Origin of the sequence: Thermobaculum terrenum ATCC BAA-798 (genome assembly GCF_000025005.1) — a bacterium.
Lineage (GTDB): Bacteria > Chloroflexota > Chloroflexia > Thermobaculales > Thermobaculaceae > Thermobaculum > Thermobaculum terrenum.
On the sequence record NC_013526.1, the window covers coordinates 858,258 to 875,182 of the forward strand.

At 63.7% G+C, this 16,925-nt stretch carries 18 protein-coding genes; 7 read left to right on the forward strand and 11 right to left on the reverse strand.

The window, feature by feature from the left end; translation table 11 throughout:
• The first annotated feature begins 10 nt into the window (after positions 1-10).
• Positions 11-1,336, forward strand: a complete 1,326-nt coding sequence (locus TTER_RS13405; RefSeq protein WP_012876585.1) for a glycoside hydrolase family 140 protein — start codon at positions 11-13, stop codon at positions 1,334-1,336.
• A gap of 58 nt (positions 1,337-1,394) precedes the next feature.
• Here TTER_RS13405 and TTER_RS13410 read toward each other — a convergent pair whose 3' ends face one another.
• Genes TTER_RS13410 through TTER_RS13420 form a run of 3 tightly spaced genes read right to left on the reverse strand, consistent with a single transcriptional unit; the run spans position 1,395 to position 3,064 of the window.
• A complete protein-coding gene (locus TTER_RS13410) occupies positions 1,395-1,826 on the reverse strand; it encodes an arsenate reductase ArsC (protein WP_012876586.1) in 432 nt (143 codons plus the stop codon).
• Positions 1,827-1,837: 11 nt separating this feature from the next.
• Positions 1,838-2,833 carry an inorganic phosphate transporter gene (locus TTER_RS13415; RefSeq protein WP_012876587.1) on the reverse strand — a complete coding sequence of 332 codons (996 nt, stop codon included), beginning with the start codon at positions 2,831-2,833 and terminating at the stop codon, positions 1,838-1,840.
• 15 nt (positions 2,834-2,848) lie between these two features.
• A complete protein-coding gene (locus TTER_RS13420) occupies positions 2,849-3,064 on the reverse strand; it encodes a hypothetical protein (protein WP_012876588.1) in 216 nt (71 codons plus the stop codon).
• 37 nt (positions 3,065-3,101) lie between these two features.
• Here TTER_RS13420 and TTER_RS15905 point away from each other — a divergent pair, with 37 nt between their 5' ends.
• Positions 3,102-3,275, forward strand: coding sequence for a hypothetical protein (locus tag TTER_RS15905; protein ID WP_169302706.1), 174 nt, complete (start codon positions 3,102-3,104; stop codon positions 3,273-3,275).
• A 69-nt stretch (positions 3,276-3,344) separates the two neighbouring features.
• Here TTER_RS15905 and TTER_RS13425 read toward each other — a convergent pair whose 3' ends face one another.
• The 3 genes from TTER_RS13425 to TTER_RS13435 all read right to left on the reverse strand — a co-directional run bounded on the left by TTER_RS13425 (position 3,345) and on the right by TTER_RS13435 (position 5,792).
• Positions 3,345-3,707, reverse strand: coding sequence for an ArsR/SmtB family transcription factor (locus TTER_RS13425; RefSeq protein WP_012876589.1), 363 nt, complete (start codon positions 3,705-3,707; stop codon positions 3,345-3,347).
• Positions 3,708-3,796: 89 nt separating this feature from the next.
• Entirely contained in the window at positions 3,797-4,915 is a 1,119-nt protein-coding gene (locus TTER_RS13430; protein WP_012876590.1) for an ABC transporter permease, read from the reverse strand.
• Positions 4,916-4,934: 19 nt separating this feature from the next.
• A complete protein-coding gene (locus TTER_RS13435) occupies positions 4,935-5,792 on the reverse strand; it encodes an ABC transporter ATP-binding protein (protein ID WP_012876591.1) in 858 nt (285 codons plus the stop codon).
• A gap of 170 nt (positions 5,793-5,962) precedes the next feature.
• On the opposite strand from TTER_RS13435, the gene TTER_RS15135 reads away from it, so the two are divergent.
• The 3 genes from TTER_RS15135 to TTER_RS13450 all read left to right on the forward strand — a co-directional run bounded on the left by TTER_RS15135 (position 5,963) and on the right by TTER_RS13450 (position 9,471).
• Complete coding sequence (locus tag TTER_RS15135; protein WP_012876592.1) at positions 5,963-6,955, forward strand: ATP-binding cassette domain-containing protein; 993 nt, start codon at positions 5,963-5,965, stop codon at positions 6,953-6,955.
• Between the two features lie 85 nt (positions 6,956-7,040).
• The gene (locus TTER_RS13445; RefSeq protein WP_012876593.1) at positions 7,041-7,814 is read left to right on the forward strand and encodes a cyclase family protein; all 774 of its coding nucleotides are present in this window, start codon (positions 7,041-7,043) and stop codon (positions 7,812-7,814) included.
• A gap of 4 nt (positions 7,815-7,818) precedes the next feature.
• Positions 7,819-9,471 (forward strand): thiamine pyrophosphate-binding protein, encoded by a 1,653-nt coding sequence (locus tag TTER_RS13450; RefSeq protein ID WP_012876594.1) that lies wholly within the window; start codon positions 7,819-7,821, stop codon positions 9,469-9,471.
• A 445-nt stretch (positions 9,472-9,916) separates the two neighbouring features.
• Here TTER_RS13450 and TTER_RS13455 read toward each other — a convergent pair whose 3' ends face one another.
• Positions 9,917-10,573 (reverse strand): nucleotidyltransferase domain-containing protein, encoded by a 657-nt coding sequence (locus tag TTER_RS13455; protein WP_148212034.1) that lies wholly within the window; start codon positions 10,571-10,573, stop codon positions 9,917-9,919.
• Positions 10,566-11,312, reverse strand: coding sequence for a helix-turn-helix domain-containing protein (locus tag TTER_RS13460; protein WP_012876596.1), 747 nt, complete (start codon positions 11,310-11,312; stop codon positions 10,566-10,568). Before TTER_RS13460 ends, TTER_RS13455 begins: the two co-directional genes overlap by 8 nt.
• A gap of 225 nt (positions 11,313-11,537) precedes the next feature.
• Here TTER_RS13460 and TTER_RS13465 point away from each other — a divergent pair, with 225 nt between their 5' ends.
• A complete protein-coding gene (locus TTER_RS13465; RefSeq protein ID WP_012876597.1) occupies positions 11,538-11,933 on the forward strand; it encodes a response regulator in 396 nt (131 codons plus the stop codon).
• Here the strand turns inward: TTER_RS13465 and TTER_RS13470 are convergent.
• The gene (locus tag TTER_RS13470) at positions 11,917-13,278 is read right to left on the reverse strand and encodes an MFS transporter (protein ID WP_012876598.1); all 1,362 of its coding nucleotides are present in this window, start codon (positions 13,276-13,278) and stop codon (positions 11,917-11,919) included. The genes TTER_RS13465 and TTER_RS13470 overlap by 17 nt on opposite strands.
• A gap of 208 nt (positions 13,279-13,486) precedes the next feature.
• Between TTER_RS13470 and TTER_RS13475 the strand changes: the two genes are divergently transcribed.
• Entirely contained in the window at positions 13,487-14,740 is a 1,254-nt protein-coding gene (locus TTER_RS13475) for an Ig-like domain-containing protein (RefSeq protein WP_012876599.1), read from the forward strand.
• Positions 14,741-14,746: 6 nt separating this feature from the next.
• Here TTER_RS13475 and TTER_RS13480 read toward each other — a convergent pair whose 3' ends face one another.
• Complete coding sequence (locus TTER_RS13480) at positions 14,747-15,112, reverse strand: VOC family protein (protein ID WP_012876600.1); 366 nt, start codon at positions 15,110-15,112, stop codon at positions 14,747-14,749.
• Between the two features lie 58 nt (positions 15,113-15,170).
• On the reverse strand, positions 15,171-16,841 hold the full coding sequence (locus tag TTER_RS13485) for a N,N-dimethylformamidase beta subunit family domain-containing protein (protein ID WP_012876601.1): 1,671 nt from the start codon (positions 16,839-16,841) through the stop codon (positions 15,171-15,173).
• Between the last annotated feature and the right edge of the window lie 84 nt (positions 16,842-16,925).

The following is a 16,925-nucleotide window of genomic DNA, read 5'->3' on the forward strand; positions in this document are numbered from 1 at the left end:
GGTCAAGCTGTTGATCAGAGTAAGTCACAACCACAGGTTCCTGGTGCACCCAGACAGCACACCCTTCTTCTACCTGGGAGATACCGCCTGGGAACTCTTCCACCGCTGCACACTGCATGAGGCCGAGATGTACCTACGGGACCGAGCGGCCAAGGGCTTCACCGTCATCCAGGCAGTGGTCCTCGCCGAGCTGGATGGACTCACCGTCCCCAACCCCAACGGCGACCTGCCCCTGATCGATCACGATCCCTCACGCCCTAACGAGGCCTACTTCAAGCACGTGGACGCGATAGTAGACCTGGCCGCCTCGCTGGGCATCCATATAGGCATGTTGCCCACCTGGGGAGATAAGTGGAACAGGAAGTGGGGGGTAGGCCCGGAGATCTTTACCCCAGAGAACGCGCGCAATTATGGCAAGTGGCTCGGACAGCGCTACAAGGACGCCCCCATCATCTGGATCCTGGGAGGCGATCGCCCCGTGGAGTCGGAGACTCACAGGCTGATCCTGCGCGCCATGGCGCAGGGGCTGCGGGAGGGCGATGGGGGCAACCACCTGATGGGCTTCCACACCTGGGGACAGCACTCCTCCTCCGACTACCTGCACGAGGAAGAGTGGCTCGACCTGCACATGTGCCAGAGCGGCCACATCCGCAACATCGGCAACTGGCGCTGGATCGAGCGCGACTACGCCCTCTCCCCCACCAGACCCTGCATGGATGCCGAGCCAGGCTACGAGGACATGGCCTCCCAGTTCAAGCTGGAGGAGGGCTACCTGGACGACTACGATGTGCGCAAGTCCCTCTACTGGGCGCTGTTTGCAGGAGCTCACGGCCACACCTACGGCTGCAACCCCGTGTGGCAGATGTGGCTGCCGGGAAGAAACCCCATGCTGGCGACCAGACGCTCCTGGTACGAGGCCCTCCACCTGCCGGGAGCCTCCCAGGTGCAACATGCCCGCTGGCTCATGCTGTCCAGACCCTACCTCTCACGCATCCCGGACCAGTCCGTCATCCTCTCGGAGGTGGGCGAGGGCACCCACCATGTCAGGGCCACCCGCGATGCCCACGGCTCCTACCTCATGGTGTACATCCCCTCCGGCAGGACCGTGGACATCGATCTGAGCCCCCTGCAAGGGGAGAGGGTGAGCGCCTGGTGGTATGACCCCCGCAGGGGCACCGCCCAGCACATAGGCGTCATGCCCAAGGGCCCCCACGTGGCCTTCTCCCCACCAGGAGGGGGGCCCGACTGGGTGCTGGTGCTGGACGACGCCGATGCCCACTTCCCACGCCCCGGACAACCCAGGCTGACAGCTGAGGACTCCCCGGAAAGAGGATGACCCCACAGGCAGCCCACCTCCCACCCCAGGCTCCCCGGCAGGGCTGGGAGGTGGGCTCCTAGCCCTCCGACCCAGCCAGGAGCTCGGACTCTATCTTCTCCCTGAGCATGTCCCTGGCCAGCCTGTAGGCCCTCATCCTCTCCTGCTGGCTCCCACCAGCTTGCGAGGGATCGGGGATGGACCAGTGCAGCCTCCGCGCAGCCCCCGGAAAGAAGGGACATGCCTCCCTGGCTCGATCGCACACCGTGATCACGTAGTCCCACCTCTCCCCTAGGTAGCGATCCAGCGTCTTGCTCTCTTGTCCCGATATGTCCACTCCCACCTCCCTCATGGCCTCTATCGCCAGGGGCTGCACGCGGGTCGCCTGCGTGCCGGCACTGTGGACCTCGAACCTGTCTCCAGCCAGATGGCGCAGCCAACCCTCGGCCATCTGGGAGCGCGCCGAGTTGTGAGTGCACAGGAACAGGACCCTAGATCGACGTTCAGACATGTCTCTCCTCCTTAGCTCAGCAGCGATCGCAACACCACCAGGTACAGCCACCCTAGCACCATCGTGGCCGGCACGGTCAGCATCCAGGAGAGCATGATATTGCCCGCGAGCCCCCAACTGACCGCGGTGGTCCTGCGCGTGACGCCCACGCCGACTATCGACGAGGTGATCGCGTGCGTGGTGCTGATGGGGATGCCCAGCTCCGAGGCCACCTGGATGACGGAAGCCCCGGACACCTCCGCGGCGAAGCCCTCAACTGGTTTGAGGTCCACCATCTTGATACCGATGGTGCGTATGATGCGCCAGCCGCCATAAGCCGTACCTATCGCAGCCACCGTGGCGGCGGACGCCGCCACCCACAGCGGCACGACCAGCTCCTCCCAGCCGAAGTGCAACGTCATCGCCAGCGCGAGCACGCCCATGGGCTTCTGCGCATCGTTCCTCCCATGGCTGAAGGCCATGTACGCCGCCGATAGCCTCTGCAGATGGCCAAAGAGCCTGTTGGCCTGCCTTCTTCCCATGCCCCTGCAGAGCCAGTAGATCAGCGTGATGAGCAGCATCCCGCCGATGAAACCCAGGCTGGGGGAGGTGAAGATGGCCAGCAGCACCTTCGTCACCCCCTGCCACTGCACCACGTCCAGCCCAGCGGTCGCCACGCCGGCCCCCACCAACCCGCCAACCAGGCCGTGCGTCTCGCTCACGGGTATCCCGAAGCGATAGGTGATGAGGCTCCAGGACATAGCCCCTCCCAACGCGGCCACCACCGTCAGCAGCGTCAGCACGTCCGGATCCACTATACCCCTACCTATAGTCACCGCCACGGCCGTGCCGGTCATGCCTCCCAGCAGGTTGCAGACGCCAGCCATGATGACCGCGGCCCTGGGAGAGAGCACCCTGGTGCCCACCGACGTCGCGATCGCGTTGGCGGCATCGGTGAACCCCCCGACGAAGGCATACACGTAACCCAGGAACATCGCAAGCAGAAATAGTACTACACCTTCGCCCAAGAGCACCCTCCTAATCTATCTTCTCACTGCTCCCAGCACCCACAGGGTCACCAGCAAGCAGGTGATGATGACGGTCACGAGCTCCCCTCCCCCGGACCTGATGCCCGGATACCACTTGCTGAGCCCTAGAGAGATGGTTATCCCCAGCAGGGCTCCAAGGCCCACTATCAGGACCAGGAGTCCGATCGCCCCCCTCAGCCCTCCCAACCGGTCTATGAAGCCAGGATCCATCCAACGACCCTCCTATCACAGGACGCACCTTCTCTAGATGATAGCAGGAAAACCCCCCGTCCAGCAGCTAAGGCCCGCGGACGCTTTTCCTCTAATGGCGCGCGTCCGCGGGCCCGGCAGCGAGCGCGTGCCTAGCAGCAGGGCGGGCAGCATCCGCCGCAACAGCCGTCGTCACAACAGCTATCGTACATGGCGCACCTCCTTTCAGTAGTAGTCACGGGAGCTCCAAACACGGACACTATATCGATAAACATCGATATAGGGAGCCACAAAATGCGCCTCACTCGTCCACGGATACGAGCTCCCCCAGGCATGCGAGGGCGTCCCTCACCCTGGACCGCTGGATCTGGTAGTACATCCACGTGCCCTGCCTGTAGGCGCTCACGAGCCCGGCCTTGCGCAGCACGCCCAGGTGGTGCGAGATGGTGGGCTGCCCTAAGGGGAACCTGTCGACCAGCTCGCAGACGCACACCGGTCGGTCGCTTGCCGCCAAGAGCTTGAGTATGCCCAGGCGGGTGGGGTCGGCCAGGGCGCGCAGCAGGGATGCCTCCTGCTCGAGCTCCTCCCGCTCCAGCAAGCTCTGGGGATCACCCCCCACGCAGATGCACTCCCGATCGTCCTGCCCAGTAGCCGCGTGCTCCATAACGTCCTCGCTTAGGTCATGCTAGCCCAAATATCGACGTTTGTCAATATATTGGCGCGCGATGCCGAGGCCGTCTTGTAGGTGGCCGCTTACAGCGCAGCGGCCACCTCCGCCTGTCGCCTCATGTAGCGCACGGCGGCCACCCCGAACAATAGGGCAAACCCCAGCGAGATCAGGAGATCCACCACCAGGCGGGCGCCCCCCGACGGACTCTGCAGCACGGAGGCCGAGATGCCGTCCGTCAGCCAGTAGGTTGGCAGTACCCGGATCCAGCGCCCGAGGTCCCCCTGAGCTGTGGGTAGCAGCGGGTTGGCCAGGAACACCGGTAGCATGTAGGCGAAGACGCTCATCCCGGAGAACGCCTGCACCGCCCCTTGCGAGCGCAGGATGCCGCCTATCAGCAGCCCAAGGGCCACGCTGAAGAGCGTGCCACCCAGGATGAACAGCAGCAACCACGGCAGGTGCGCGACCTCCTGCCACATGATGACCGGCACCAGGAGGGACATGGCCAACTGGTAGGTGCCCGCCACGAGCGCCTTGGCCAGCACTATATCCCACCACGAAGCCGGTGATACCATCAGCACCTTGATGGTCTTCTTCTCGACCTCCTCCACCAGCAGCCAGGGCGCCAGCATGGACCCCAGCACGAAGGAGAAGGCAAGGGCGGTGACCAGGTAGAACTTGTTGATGTCCGCCACGGGGCTGGAGCGCGGAGGGTTGACCACCTGAGCCTCTATCCGGACGGGATCCGGCGCCAGCAGACCCCTCGCGTAGTTCACTAGGGCGGCCTGCAGGAGCTGTGCCCGGGACTCCCCCACCTCATCCCCGTTCAGGTAGAGACGGACGATCGGGCGCTCTCCGGCGCGCAGGGACTCCTCAAAGCCCCCTGGCACCACCAGGCCGACCGCGTAGGAGCCGTCGCGGTCCGGGCCAAACGCCCTGGCGACATCCTCTGGCGAGTCCGCGAGCGTCACCTTGACGTCGCCAAACCCCTGAGACACCACGCCCACGAGGCCCGCATCGGCACCCTTGTAATCCGGGTCGTACACCAGCAAGTTAGTCACAGTCTCCCGACCTATAATCCTGCCCATGAACAGGAAGAAGGCCGACATGATCGGTATCATCAGCACCACTATCAGCAGCTGCTTGTTGAGCAGCACCTCCAGGACGTCCTTTCTGGCTATCGCCAGGATCGCGCGCGAGTTCATACCCACACCTCCGGATCGATCATTCTAGCTTAGCACCAGCCACCCGCAGGAACACATCCGCCATGGAGTCCTCCATCGTGTGCGCCGACCGCACGCGCCCCCCAGCTATCCAGCTCATCAGCTGGCCCACCTGCCCTGGATTGTCCAGGTCCAACACCCGCTCCTTGAGGTCCTCGTCCAGCAGCACCCGCATCCGAGGCTGTGCGTGCCGCAGGCGCAGCTCGAGGGGCGTGCCGACGGCCACCACGCGCCCCCTCACTATGAACCCCAGGCGATCGCACAGCTTCTCGGCTTCCTCCATGTAGTGAGTGGTGAGCAGGATGGTGGTGCCCGACCTTTTGAGCTCGAGCACGGCTGCGTGCACCACCGCGGCCGCAGCTGGATCCAAACCCCTGCTGGGCTCGTCCAGGAAGAGTACCTCCGGACGATGGATCAGCGCCCGCGCTATCATCAGCCTCTGCCTCATGCCGCTGGAGAAGCTCGAGACCTTATCCTTGGCGCGGTCCCTCAGGCCCACCAGCTCCAGCACCTCGTCCACCCTGCTGGGATCGACCCCGTACAGGCCGCAGGCGAACTCGAGGTTCATCCGAGCCGACAGGCGCTCGTAGAGCAGCTGCTCCTCGAACACCACCCCTATCCGACGCTGCAGCAGTGTCCGGTCGCGCACTACGTCACAACCGGCCACCAGCGCCTCCCCGGCTTGCGGAGCTATCTGGCCGGTGAGCACCCGGATGGTGGTGGTCTTGCCGGCCCCGTTCGGGCCCAATAGACCGAATATCTCCCCCCGACGCACCTCGAAGCTGACGCCGTCCAGGGCGCGATTTGTGCCGAAGCAGCGCACCACGCCCCTTACACGTATAGCGAGATCTGCCTCCATTAGCCACCTCCCAACGCTGTTACTACCGCTAGTGTAGGACTCCCAAGATGCTGGAGCCACAAAGGAGCGCCGAAAGGCTCTATCCGGGGCACGAGAGGCTCACGTAGGACGGTGAGAGGAGCGGCTCCGAGGCTGTGCTAGAATAATGCACTAACGCCCTGGGGAAGCAGATGCTCTGCGTGGCACAGCTCGAGAAGATAGATGGAGGCCGCACCGTGCTGGCGATCGACTCCCTGCAGCTCGCCGACGGTGAGGTGCTGGCCGTGACCGGGCCCGGAGGCAGCGGCAAGACCCTGCTCATACACCTGCTGGGGGGGCTGGTGCCCCCCAGCAGGGGCAAGGTATTGCTCGATGGCGAGGACGTGCACCGCTCCCCGAGCGCCCGGTCCAAGATCGGCATCGTGTTCGAGGAAGACCTCCTGTACGATCGCCTGAGCGTGAGGGCCAACGTGCTCATGACCTGCAGGCTGCACGCTGCCCCGCCCCGGCAGGCGATGGAGGCCATAGGGCTGCTGGGGCTGGACGACCAGGCCAACACACAGGTGGGCAAACTCCCCGCCAGCCGCAGGCGGCGCGTGGCGATCGCCCGCGCCCTGTCGATAAGGCCGAAGCTGCTGCTCCTGGACCAGCCCTCGCTGCGCACCGACTTCGACACCAGGGAGTTGCTGTCCCAGCTGCTGAGGCAGCGAGCCGCAGAGGGGGGCATAACGGTCATAGCGGAGGAGGACGTCTCCTGGGCGGGCAAGCTCTGCACCCAGGTGGTGGAGCTCGCGGGCGGCAGGGTGGTGGCCCGAGCCAACGCCTCGAACGCGGTCGGTGAGCAGCACGTCCCCTACAGGATACCTGGGCGCAGGGGCGACCACATCGTCTTCTTGGACCCCGCGGACGTGCTGTACATCACCACGCAGGAGGGGCAGACCATCCTGCGCACGGACACCGACGAGGCGTACACCCAGATGACGCTGCAGGAGCTGGAGCGGCGCCTGGCCGGCAGAGGCTTCTTCAGGGCCCACAGGGCCTACCTGGTGAACCTGCAGCGGGTCAGGTCCGTCGTGCAGTACACCCGCAACAGCTTCACCCTGCAGCTGGACGACCCGGCGGGCACGATGGTGCCCCTCAGCAAGCAGTCCGAGAGGGAGCTACAGGATCTCCTGGGGTACTAGCCTCCGCCATCCTGGACAGCTCTTGACACCATACCGATGCATCTCTATCATGCCCTCTAGCATCAACACCTTCTAGGAGGATGGTATGTCCTTACTGCAACAGCTTGTCGATAGCCTGTCAGGGGGGAGCGTGGAGGTGATCGATCTCACCTCGCCCCTCTCGGAGAACACACCGGTCATCCAGCTGCCCCCACCTTTTGCCAACACCCAGAGCTTCACACGACGGGTGGTCAGCAGGTACGATGACAAGGGCCCGGCATGGTTCTGGCACGACCTCTCGCTGGGGGAGCACGTGGGCACGCACTTCGACGCGCCCATACACTGGATCACCGGCAAGGACGGCCTGGACGTGTCGCAGGTGCCGGTACACCACCTGGTGGCTCCTGCCGTGGTGATAGATAAGAGCAAGGAGTGCGCCGAGAACCCCGACTTCCTCCTTGAGGTAGAGCACATCCAACAGTGGCAGCAGGAGCACGGCCCCATACCCCGGGGCTCCTGGTTACTGTTCCGCACCGGCTGGGACGCCAGGGCAGGAGACCCCAAGGCGTTCCTCAACGTCGATGAGAGCGGCTCCCACACCCCCGGGGTATCGGTGGAGTGCGCCAAGTGGCTCGCGGAGGAGGTGCCGATCGTGGGCATAGGCGTGGAGACCGTGGGCACCGACGCGGGCCTGGCGGGGTCGTTCGACCCGCCTTTCCCCTGCCACGCCTTCCTGTTGGGCGCGGGCAAGTACGGCCTCACACAGCTGGCCAACCTGTCCAAGCTGCCCCCGAAGGGCGCGCTGCTGATCGTCGCACCGCTGCCGATAGTAGGTGGGACCGGAAGCCCTGCTCGAGTGCTTGCGCTGGTGGAGAGGTAGTCAGGTGGAGAGAAAGATCTACGACGCGGTAGCTGAGACACTGACCTATCTAGGAGTGAAGGTCTTTTTCGGTCTCATCGGCAGCGGGAACTTCCACGTGAGCAACGCCCTCTGCGAGTGGGGTGCCCAGTTCATCCCGGCCCGCCACGAGGGTGGCGCCATCACCATGGCCGACGCCTGGGCCCGCCTCACAGGACTGGTGGGAGTGTGCACCGTCCACCAGGGTCCCGGGCTGACCAACACGATGACGGGCCTGACCGAGGCCGTCAAGAGCCGCACCCCCCTGCTGCTGCTCGCGGCGGACACGGCGGGAGCGGCCGTCCACTCGAATTTCAAGATAGATCAGGAGGGTCTCGTGCGCTCCGTGGGCGCCATCGCTGAGCGGGTGCACGGCCCCGCCACGGTGGTGGAGGACACGGTGCGCGCCTGGTGGAGGGCACAGGTGGAGAGGCGCCCTGTGGTGCTCATGCTGCCCCTGGACGTGCAGTCAGCCCCCTTCGAGGGGAAGGTGAGCATCCCACCGATCGCGCCGATCTATCCGGCCCGACCCTCAGGGGAGGCCGTGACGAGGACCCTCTACGCGCTGGAGGCCGCCCAGAGGCCGCTGATCATCGCCGGCCGAGGGGCCGTGATCTCCGGAGCGAGGGACGCGCTGGAGGCGCTTGGAGAGCAGGTGGGGGCATTAATGGCTACGTCCGCGGCGGCCAACGGCCTGTTCGCCGGCAACCCCTGGTACGTGGGCATCTCGGGAGGCTTCGCCTCGCCAGCTGCCGCCGAGCTCATCGCTAGCGCCGACCTCGTGCTGGCCTTCGGCGCCTCGCTCAACATGTGGACCACCCGGCACGGCAAGCTCATCAACCCGGGAGCTACGGTCGTGCAGGTCGACCATGAACCCCAGGCACTGGGCTACCACCACAGGGTGGACATCGCAGTGCTGGGCGACGCCCGCCAGACCGCCCTCGAGCTCCTGCGAGAGCTCCTGGGGCACGACATCTCTCGCCAGGGATGGAGGACCGATGAGGTCGCCAGGAAGCTGGCCGAGGGCTGCTGGCAGCGGGCCCCGTACGAGGACCGCAGCAGCGAGCTGCAGATCGACCCTCGCACCCTATCCCGCGCGCTCGACGAGATGCTGCCCGAGGAGAAGGTGCTGGTCACCGACTCCGGCCACTTCATGGGCTACCCCGCGATGTACATCCGGGTGCCGGACGCCCAGGGCTTCGTGTTCACCCAAGCCTACCAATCCGTCGGCCTGGGCCTGGCTACGGCGATAGGCGCCGCCATCGCCCGTCCCGACAGGCTCACCGTGGCCGCTCTGGGGGACGGCGGCGCGCTGATGGGGCTCTCCGAGCTGGAGACCGTCGCGCGCCTGGGGCTGCACATGTTGATCGTGATCTACAACGACTCCGCCTACGGCGCCGAGGTGCACCACTTCGGTCCCGAGGGCGCGCCGCTGGACATCGTCCGCTTCCCGGACTTCGACTTCGCGCCGTTGGCCGAGGCCGTGGGCATCCGAGGCGTGACCGTGCGCAAGCTCGAGGACCTGGAGGCCGTCGGGCAGTGGCTGGAAGCGGAGGCCGAGGGAGCCATGCTGGTGGACGCCAAGGTCGTCCCCGATGTGGTCGCCGAATGGCTCGAGGAGGCCTTCCGAGGCCACTAACTAGACCTACATAGCTGGGGATTAGATGCTCTAATCCCCAGCTATGTGTTGGCCAACATACTTACTTAAACCCTTCCACGCAACATACGAAAAAAGTCCCTGATCTATATGTCAGAAGTTAACTTTTTAGGATCTCGGAATGCCTTAGATACATCCTTCCTTGGCAAGGACTAGAGAATTCTTGGAATAGTCAAACTGGAGCCGGATGAACACCTTTGTGCCTAGATCAGGGGCAACTACCAAAATCAGTTCGTCCATCCCTTTATAGACAGGACTAAGTACACCTGGTACATGCTGCTGGATGTCTAGCGTGAGGACCTTGCCACAAGATGGGCAGATGTACACAGCTAGACGCCAAGGTCACACCTGGTAGAAGGCATTATGCGGGGAGATCCACAAGATACTTAGCAAGCAATTATATGTCTCGGCAGTCCTCACAGGGCTCTCACCAGCACCTATCCTCTGCCAGGATGCGTACGGCACGCGTAAGCGCCGTGTGCCTAGGTGATGTCCGTTCCACATGGTCAAGTAGTGTGCGCAGCGCAGGGCCCAAGTCCGCCTCCTGGGGAGGGGTCAGGCCCACCTTCTGAAATCCATTGGCCAATAGATGGGCTGCCTCGGAATGTCTACCTCTCAGCTCTGCCTTTATAGCCGCCACAGCGTTGGCTAGTGCACTCTCGACATAGTCCCAGTCTTCTCCCCTAGCCTCGGGGTTTCCCAGGTCGTAACTCTCATCGCCCGCAACAGAGGTCGCTCGCACCTCGAGGTCCAGCCTCCAGAAGAGCGGCAAGCCTGCAAAGCGAACGAATACTAACCGGCGCTTGCGCGAGCGCTGCAAGTCAGGATCATATCTCAGGGATTCGACCGGATGAACGCGCCACAGGATAGATGGGAGCATAGCCAAGCATTGATCGAATCTTTCATCAGGCACCACCCACAGTAGGTCTATGTCGCTATACGCATCGGCCACGCCCTGGGCAAGAGAGCCACGTAGTCTTACTTCGGAGCCTTTGCAAGCATGCAGCAGCAATGCCTCGACATCACCCCGTACCCTGTCACGCTCCATAAGATCTATTGGTGCCTGACGAGGATATTTACTCATGGGGTAGGGGCACTATGCGCGTGAGGTGGACATGATCATCGGTGGCCCATATCACCCCGTCGAAAGCCTCCTCCATGCGCAGCCTGTCCCGAGCCGGCCAGGACTCCACCACCTCCGACAGCACGGCGGTCTTGAGCACCAGCTCCCTGTTGCCGGTGGACCTGGACAGGTCCTCCTGCTGCCTGAGGGCGGTGTCGAGGTCCACATCCTCCGTCCAGTCAAAGCTGCCCCAGATGGGCATGCCCAGCTCGCTCTTCTCGTCTATCACGCGCTTGAGCGTGCTGGCCCGTCCGTGCAGCGGGTCGAGCTCCCGCACGAAGATCATCCTGCCCTCATGCTCGAGCCGACGGACGTCCAGGCCGAAGCGCGTATAGGCGGCACGGAGCTGGTCGGCGTTGATGTCCTCACCTACGTAGAACTTGGCTAGGAACGCCCCCCGAGCCTCCCCCACCTGGAAGAAGGCAGCGTCGACCCTGTGCATCAGCTCCTGGCTGCCCACCACCGCGACCAGCCTATCGGGGGTGCGGATGAAGGAGTTGAGGAATCCCGTGAGCGTGCGCGCCTGCTCCCTGCCGCGGATGAACTCCTCGAGGGAGGAGCGGCGTATGCGCCACACCTTCCCCAGCTTCACGCACGGCAGCCGCCCCTCCCTGCACCACCGGTAGATGGTCACAGGGCGCACCCCCAGGTACTGGGCCACCTCTTCTACCCCTAGCAGATCCTTCTCCGGACTCTCCATCAGCTCACTTCCAACTAATCGTGACCAAAGCGTATTGACAGGCCGCGGCCTTTCCTGTACTATTTAGAACTAGAGTGTACTTTTTTATACATTGAGTATCTCTAATACCAGGCTACTCGAGATTACACAGCAAGAACATAGCCATCAAGCTGTGTTTGTTGGTGTTGCTTTCTCCATGATATAGGATTTGCTGTTTTTCCGCGAGGGCCGTGCTGGGGGAAGGTTTTGTCCGCGAAGATAGTGCTGTTTGAGGACAACCCCGATATTCGGGAGTTCGTGAGCATGGTGCTCCGGGAGGAGGGCTACGAGGTCGTGGTCCCGGAGAGCCTAACCGAGGCGCTGGAGCACATCGAGCTCCACGGCGCCGACCTCTTCCTGCTGGATTCCGAGGGAGACGACCCCCAGGCGGCGATCGACAGCCTGCGCCTGGGATGTGAGCGCGCGGGGCCGAGGGTCACCACCGTAGTGTTCACCGCCTACACGGTCAGCAAGGAGCAGGCTCTGGAGATGGGCTGCGCCGGCGTGATCCCCAAGCCCTTCGACCTGGACTCGCTGCTCTCCCAGATACAGAAGTACCTGCAGCTCTCCAGGGGCCAGGAGGCAGCTAGCTCTCAGGAGTGAACACCTGAGGGCGCATCATAGAAGGCTCCCACCGGACGGCAAGGAGCGTCAGGATCACCGTGACTATCGCCCCGAGCACGAGCGCGATGGTGGGGGTGAGCCACGCCGCCAGCGCTCCGGCTAGCAGGTTCCCCACCGGCATCATCCCCAGGCCCGCCAGCACCCAGATGCTCATCACCCTGCCCCGCATGTCGTCGGTGACTATCGCCTGCAGCAGGGTGTTGCCCGTGGCCATGTAGGTCACCATGCCCCAGCCAGCGAAGGGCAGCGCCAGCATCGAGAGCGGTAGCCACCTGGAGACAGCAAACACCGTCACCGCGGCGGCGAACACCAGCTGCGCCGTGATCATCAACCTGCCCTTGTGGGGGGTGTCCCCGATGCTGGCCAGCATCAGCGCGGCGATGAACGCCCCCACCCCCATCGCCGTCAGGAACATGCTGTAGCCCATCGCACCCGCGTGCAGCACCTCCTTGGCGAACACCGGCAGCAGCGTGGTGTATGGGAAGAGGAATACGGTCTGCACCACAGCCAGCAGCACCACCACGCGCATCAGCCCGTGGGACCACACGTACCTCCACGCAGCCAGGAGGGAGTTGACGATCCCATCGGAGTACGCCGCCCGGTGCTGCGGTGGGTACTTCGGGCGGATGACGTACATGGCCAGGGCGAACACAAAGTAGCTGAGGGCGTTGGCGAAGTACATCGCGGCCGTGCCCAGCAGGTTCAGAAGGGCTCCCCCTATAGTGGGGCCCAGGATCCTCGTGAGGTTGAACTGCGCCGAGTTCAAGGCTATGGCGTTCATCAGGTACCGCTTGCCCACGATCTCGGGCACTATCGCCTGAAATGCGGGATTGGTCAGCGCCCCCACCACCCCCGACAGGAAGGACAGCAGCATCAGGTGCCATAGCTGGATGCGCCCCACGAATATCAGCAGGCCCAACGCCCCCGCAATCACCCCCAACAGCACCTGGCTAACGATCAGCAGCCAGCGCTTGTCCACCCTGTCCGCCAGCACACCCCCAAGCAGCGACAGGAAGAGGTTGGGTACCGTGGCGCAGAAGCCCACCAGGCCCACGTAGAACTCGGACCTCGAGAGCGTCACCACCAGCCAGCCCTGGGCCACCGACTGCATCCACATCCCCGAGTTGCTGATGAGCGCGGCGAAGAAGAACAAGCGATATTCGGGCAGATGCAGCGAAGCAAAAGTCCCCTGCGGGGCCTGTACCGTGCTGCGCTCCTCGAGCGAGGGGGAGGCAATCGCGGGCTCCGCGTAGGGAGCCTGCTCCAGGGCCGCTAAGTCCCCATCGCTGCCGGCGCGGCTGGATCGTTGACTGTGCGCAGACATAGCACCATTATATCCCAACGCCTGAGCGGGAGCTCAACACCCTACGACAGCATTAACATTCCTTCATCCTTCGATACGAGATATTAAGTCAAGTTTCATGATGTTTACGTATAGTAGTTATGTGCAGTTTGTGCGATAATGCGATATATAAGTTTTTATTTGTGCCTCGATGCACCTAAGAGGCTCGTTATACATGGAGGGATGTCTGATGATCAACAGGGTATATCTGTGCTTGTCGCTCTGCCTGGCGCTCCTGGCTCTCCTGGCACCCCGCGCCGCCCTCGCCGGGGTATCGATAGCTGACGAGCAGGCTCGGGCTGTGAGCGAGGTCAACCGCTACAGGCAATCCGTGGGGTTGCCAGCAGTCACCGCCACTACCGCCCTCAACACCGCCGCCCGCAAGCACGCGGTGTACATGCTGGAGACCGGCGAGATGGACCACTACGAGACCCAAAAGAACAGCCCTTACTACGTGGCCTACAGCCCTTACGGCCGAGCCAGGCTGTTCGGCTACAGCAACTCGTCCATCTCCGAGAACATCCGCTGGAGCTCCGAGGGAGCTGTGGGCACGCGCACGTACGTGGGGGTGGACAACGCCGTACAGTGGTGGATGGCAGCGATCTACCACCGCTTCGCGATCATCAGCCCCCGCACGGAGAACATAGGCTACGGCGTGTACTACAAGGCTGGCGAATCCGCGCAGGTGATGGACTTCGGCACCGACTACTCGCGGACGGGACCAATGGTGCGATGGCCAAGGCCCAACCAGCGGGGGGTGGGCACCTACTTGAACGGCGAGTCCCCCAACCCGGTGGCACAGTTTGGGGGAGATTTCCCCACCGGCTACCCCGTGTCGATCACCTGGTACAGGGGCACGGTGCGCTACACCTCCATCCAGATGGTGCGCGTCAGCGACGGCAAGGCCATCCCAGGCTACAGGCTGAGCCCGCAGAACGACGACTTCCACAGGTGGTCTACCAGCCTGAGCTTCATCCCCAAGGACCCGCTCGACCACAGCACCACCTACCGCGTGACCTTCAGAGGCTTCTACTCGCCCACCGGCAGCACCAGCGACGAGCGCAGCTTCAGCTACACCTGGTCGTTCACCACCCAGCCCCCTCAGGGCAACCTGAGGAGCAGCTCCCCAGCCAACGGCAGCACTGGTGTGGCGCTCACCCCCACCATCAAGCTCTACTTCGAGAGGGGGCTGCGGAGCTACACCCTGGTCCCCAACAGCGCCGTTGGCAGCTACTGGCAGGCCGTGGGGCTCGGCCTGAGGAGATCCGACGGCACCAACGTGGCGATAGACGTGGTGGAGCCCACCGATCCCTACACCACCAGCGTCTCGTTGCGACCGGTCAACGCTCTTAGCCCCAACACCTGGTACACCCTGTACTACCAGGTGTACGATCGGTGGGGCAGGCCCGTCAGGGGGCAGGTGCGCTTCACCACCGGTAGGTGAGGTGTTTTACATTGCAGCGTACAGGCTGATCAGGTTGCCGTCCGGGTCCCGGAGCACGGCGTACCTCTGGCCCCAGAAGGCATCCCATGGCTCCCTGTGACCCTCATAGCCGCCGGAGACGACGCGCTCGTAGAGCTGATCGACCTCGTCCGGGGAGGAGCACTCGAAGGCCAACTCTATCCTGTGGCCTCGAGGCTCCTCCCAGCCCTGGTAGACCTCCCGCAGGAGCTCGATCGAGTCCCAGCAGAGGTATACACCCCCTAGGTCCAGCTCCACGTGCGGCTCCAGGGGCTGCCCCTCGGGCAGGGGTAGCCCCAGCAAGCGGTAGAAAGCCAGAGAAGCAGCCATATCCCGGGTGGCTATCCCCACCACCCCAGCTTGATCGGCATATCGTACCTCCCGTCAGATTGAGATGCCATTATACCAGCCCTCAGCGTGCGCGAGAGGCGGCGAAACGGTTGAGGATGTTGGCCGTCATGCGCTCGATGCGGGGATCGGCCACCCCGGGCTTGTCCAGTCCCCAACCCCACCATATGGAGCCGGCATCGAACACCCACGCACCGCTGGGCGCCTGGTAGATGCTGGTGTTGCCGTGCCCCACCACCTTCCCATCTTTGACTATGGGAGAGTCCGCCAGCAGGGTGTACGAGCGATGAGGCGGCATGGGCGCATGGGGGTCGAAGGTGTCGTACTCGTAGCCCACGAGGCCGCGCACCCTGTCCCCGTCGTGCAAGCCGGTGCCGGCGTAAACCCAGTCGTCAGCATGAGTTACCACGTAGTCCGCTCCCCCTTTGTCCATACCACCGTAGTTGAGCCCTATGAGCGTCTGCTCGGGCTCGCTGACCGGCGGGTTGGGCCAGTTGACCGTGCTGCCCTTGCCCTTGACGGGATCTAGCCTGGCGCTCTTGTAGCACACGATTATCCTGTCGAGCACGCCGGAGCTGGAGGGAGCAAAGCGGATGTGCCTGAAGACGTCGTTGCCTCCGAAGAACGCCAGGTTCACGCCCGCATCCCTGGCCCTCTGCACGTTCTCCCGCATCCGGCGGGACCAGTACTCGTCGTGCCCTATGCTGATGAAGGCTTTGTGGTGCTCCAGCAGGTCGCCCCTCTCCTGGGTGTCCACGTCTGTGGAGTAGGTGACGTCGTATCCCATCCTCTCGACCCAGGTGATGAAGTACACGTCCCACTGCAGGAAGTGGTCGGCGCCCGTGGAATCGAACGGCCTGTCGAAAGACACCTCCACGGCCCTGGTGGTGCCGGAGATGGTGTTGGGGCCGTAGCTGTTGAACTCGTAGAGGCTCTTGCCGGTGCGATGGTCGCGAGGGTAGTCGTTGTACGCCTCGTAAGTGGTGAAGGGCGCCTGCACCAGCAGATCGGAGTGGCTGGCGTCATCCCGCACCACGAACGGTACGTAGTTATCGTAGCCCTGGGAGTTGGTGAGCTTGGCCAGGTAGTAGCCGCTCACCCAGCTGGTGGGCACGTGAAGCCTCCACGAAGGCTGCCAGTGGCACTCGATCAGCCCGGTGCGAGCATCCAAGGGGCACTCAGGCTGTGACCTCCCCTGCAGCTTGCCCGAGTGAGCTACCAACCTGCCCCCCTTGCCGTCGTACCAGCCGATCCTGTACACCGTGATGGTGAAGGGCTGCGGCGGGTTGGTGGTGACGTAGAAGGTGATGTCCTGTCCCAGGTTGACGCTGGTGGCGGAGGCGTAGCCCTTGATCTGCTTGTGGACGTCGTCGGCCACCTTGGCACTCACGGAGGGACCTATACCCAGCTCGCGCTCGCTGACGGCGTCCAGGTGCGAGAGCTTCCAGCTCTGAGTGCCGGGCAGCCTGTTCTCCCGCACTATGGGATTACTGGGGGCAGAAGCCACGGCGGTGGGAGGCTGCTCGGTGGGACGCGCGAATACCGGCTCCCTCTTCAGCTTACCTCTCCTGCCCGACCCCGCGGCTATGCCGGTGGAGATAGCCTGGGGCTCCTCCTGCTCGACCTCGCCCTCCTTCCGGGACCTGCCGTTGTTGCGGCTGACGTGGTGCCAGGGACCGCTGCAGCCGGTGATGAGCATCGAGACGACCAACAACAGCAAAACCATTCGCCGCATGCATACAACCTCCAGCGAAAAATGTCACCGATAGATACGACTCGAAACGAGGCTGAAGGTTCCATCCTAGAAGGTAAGAATTCC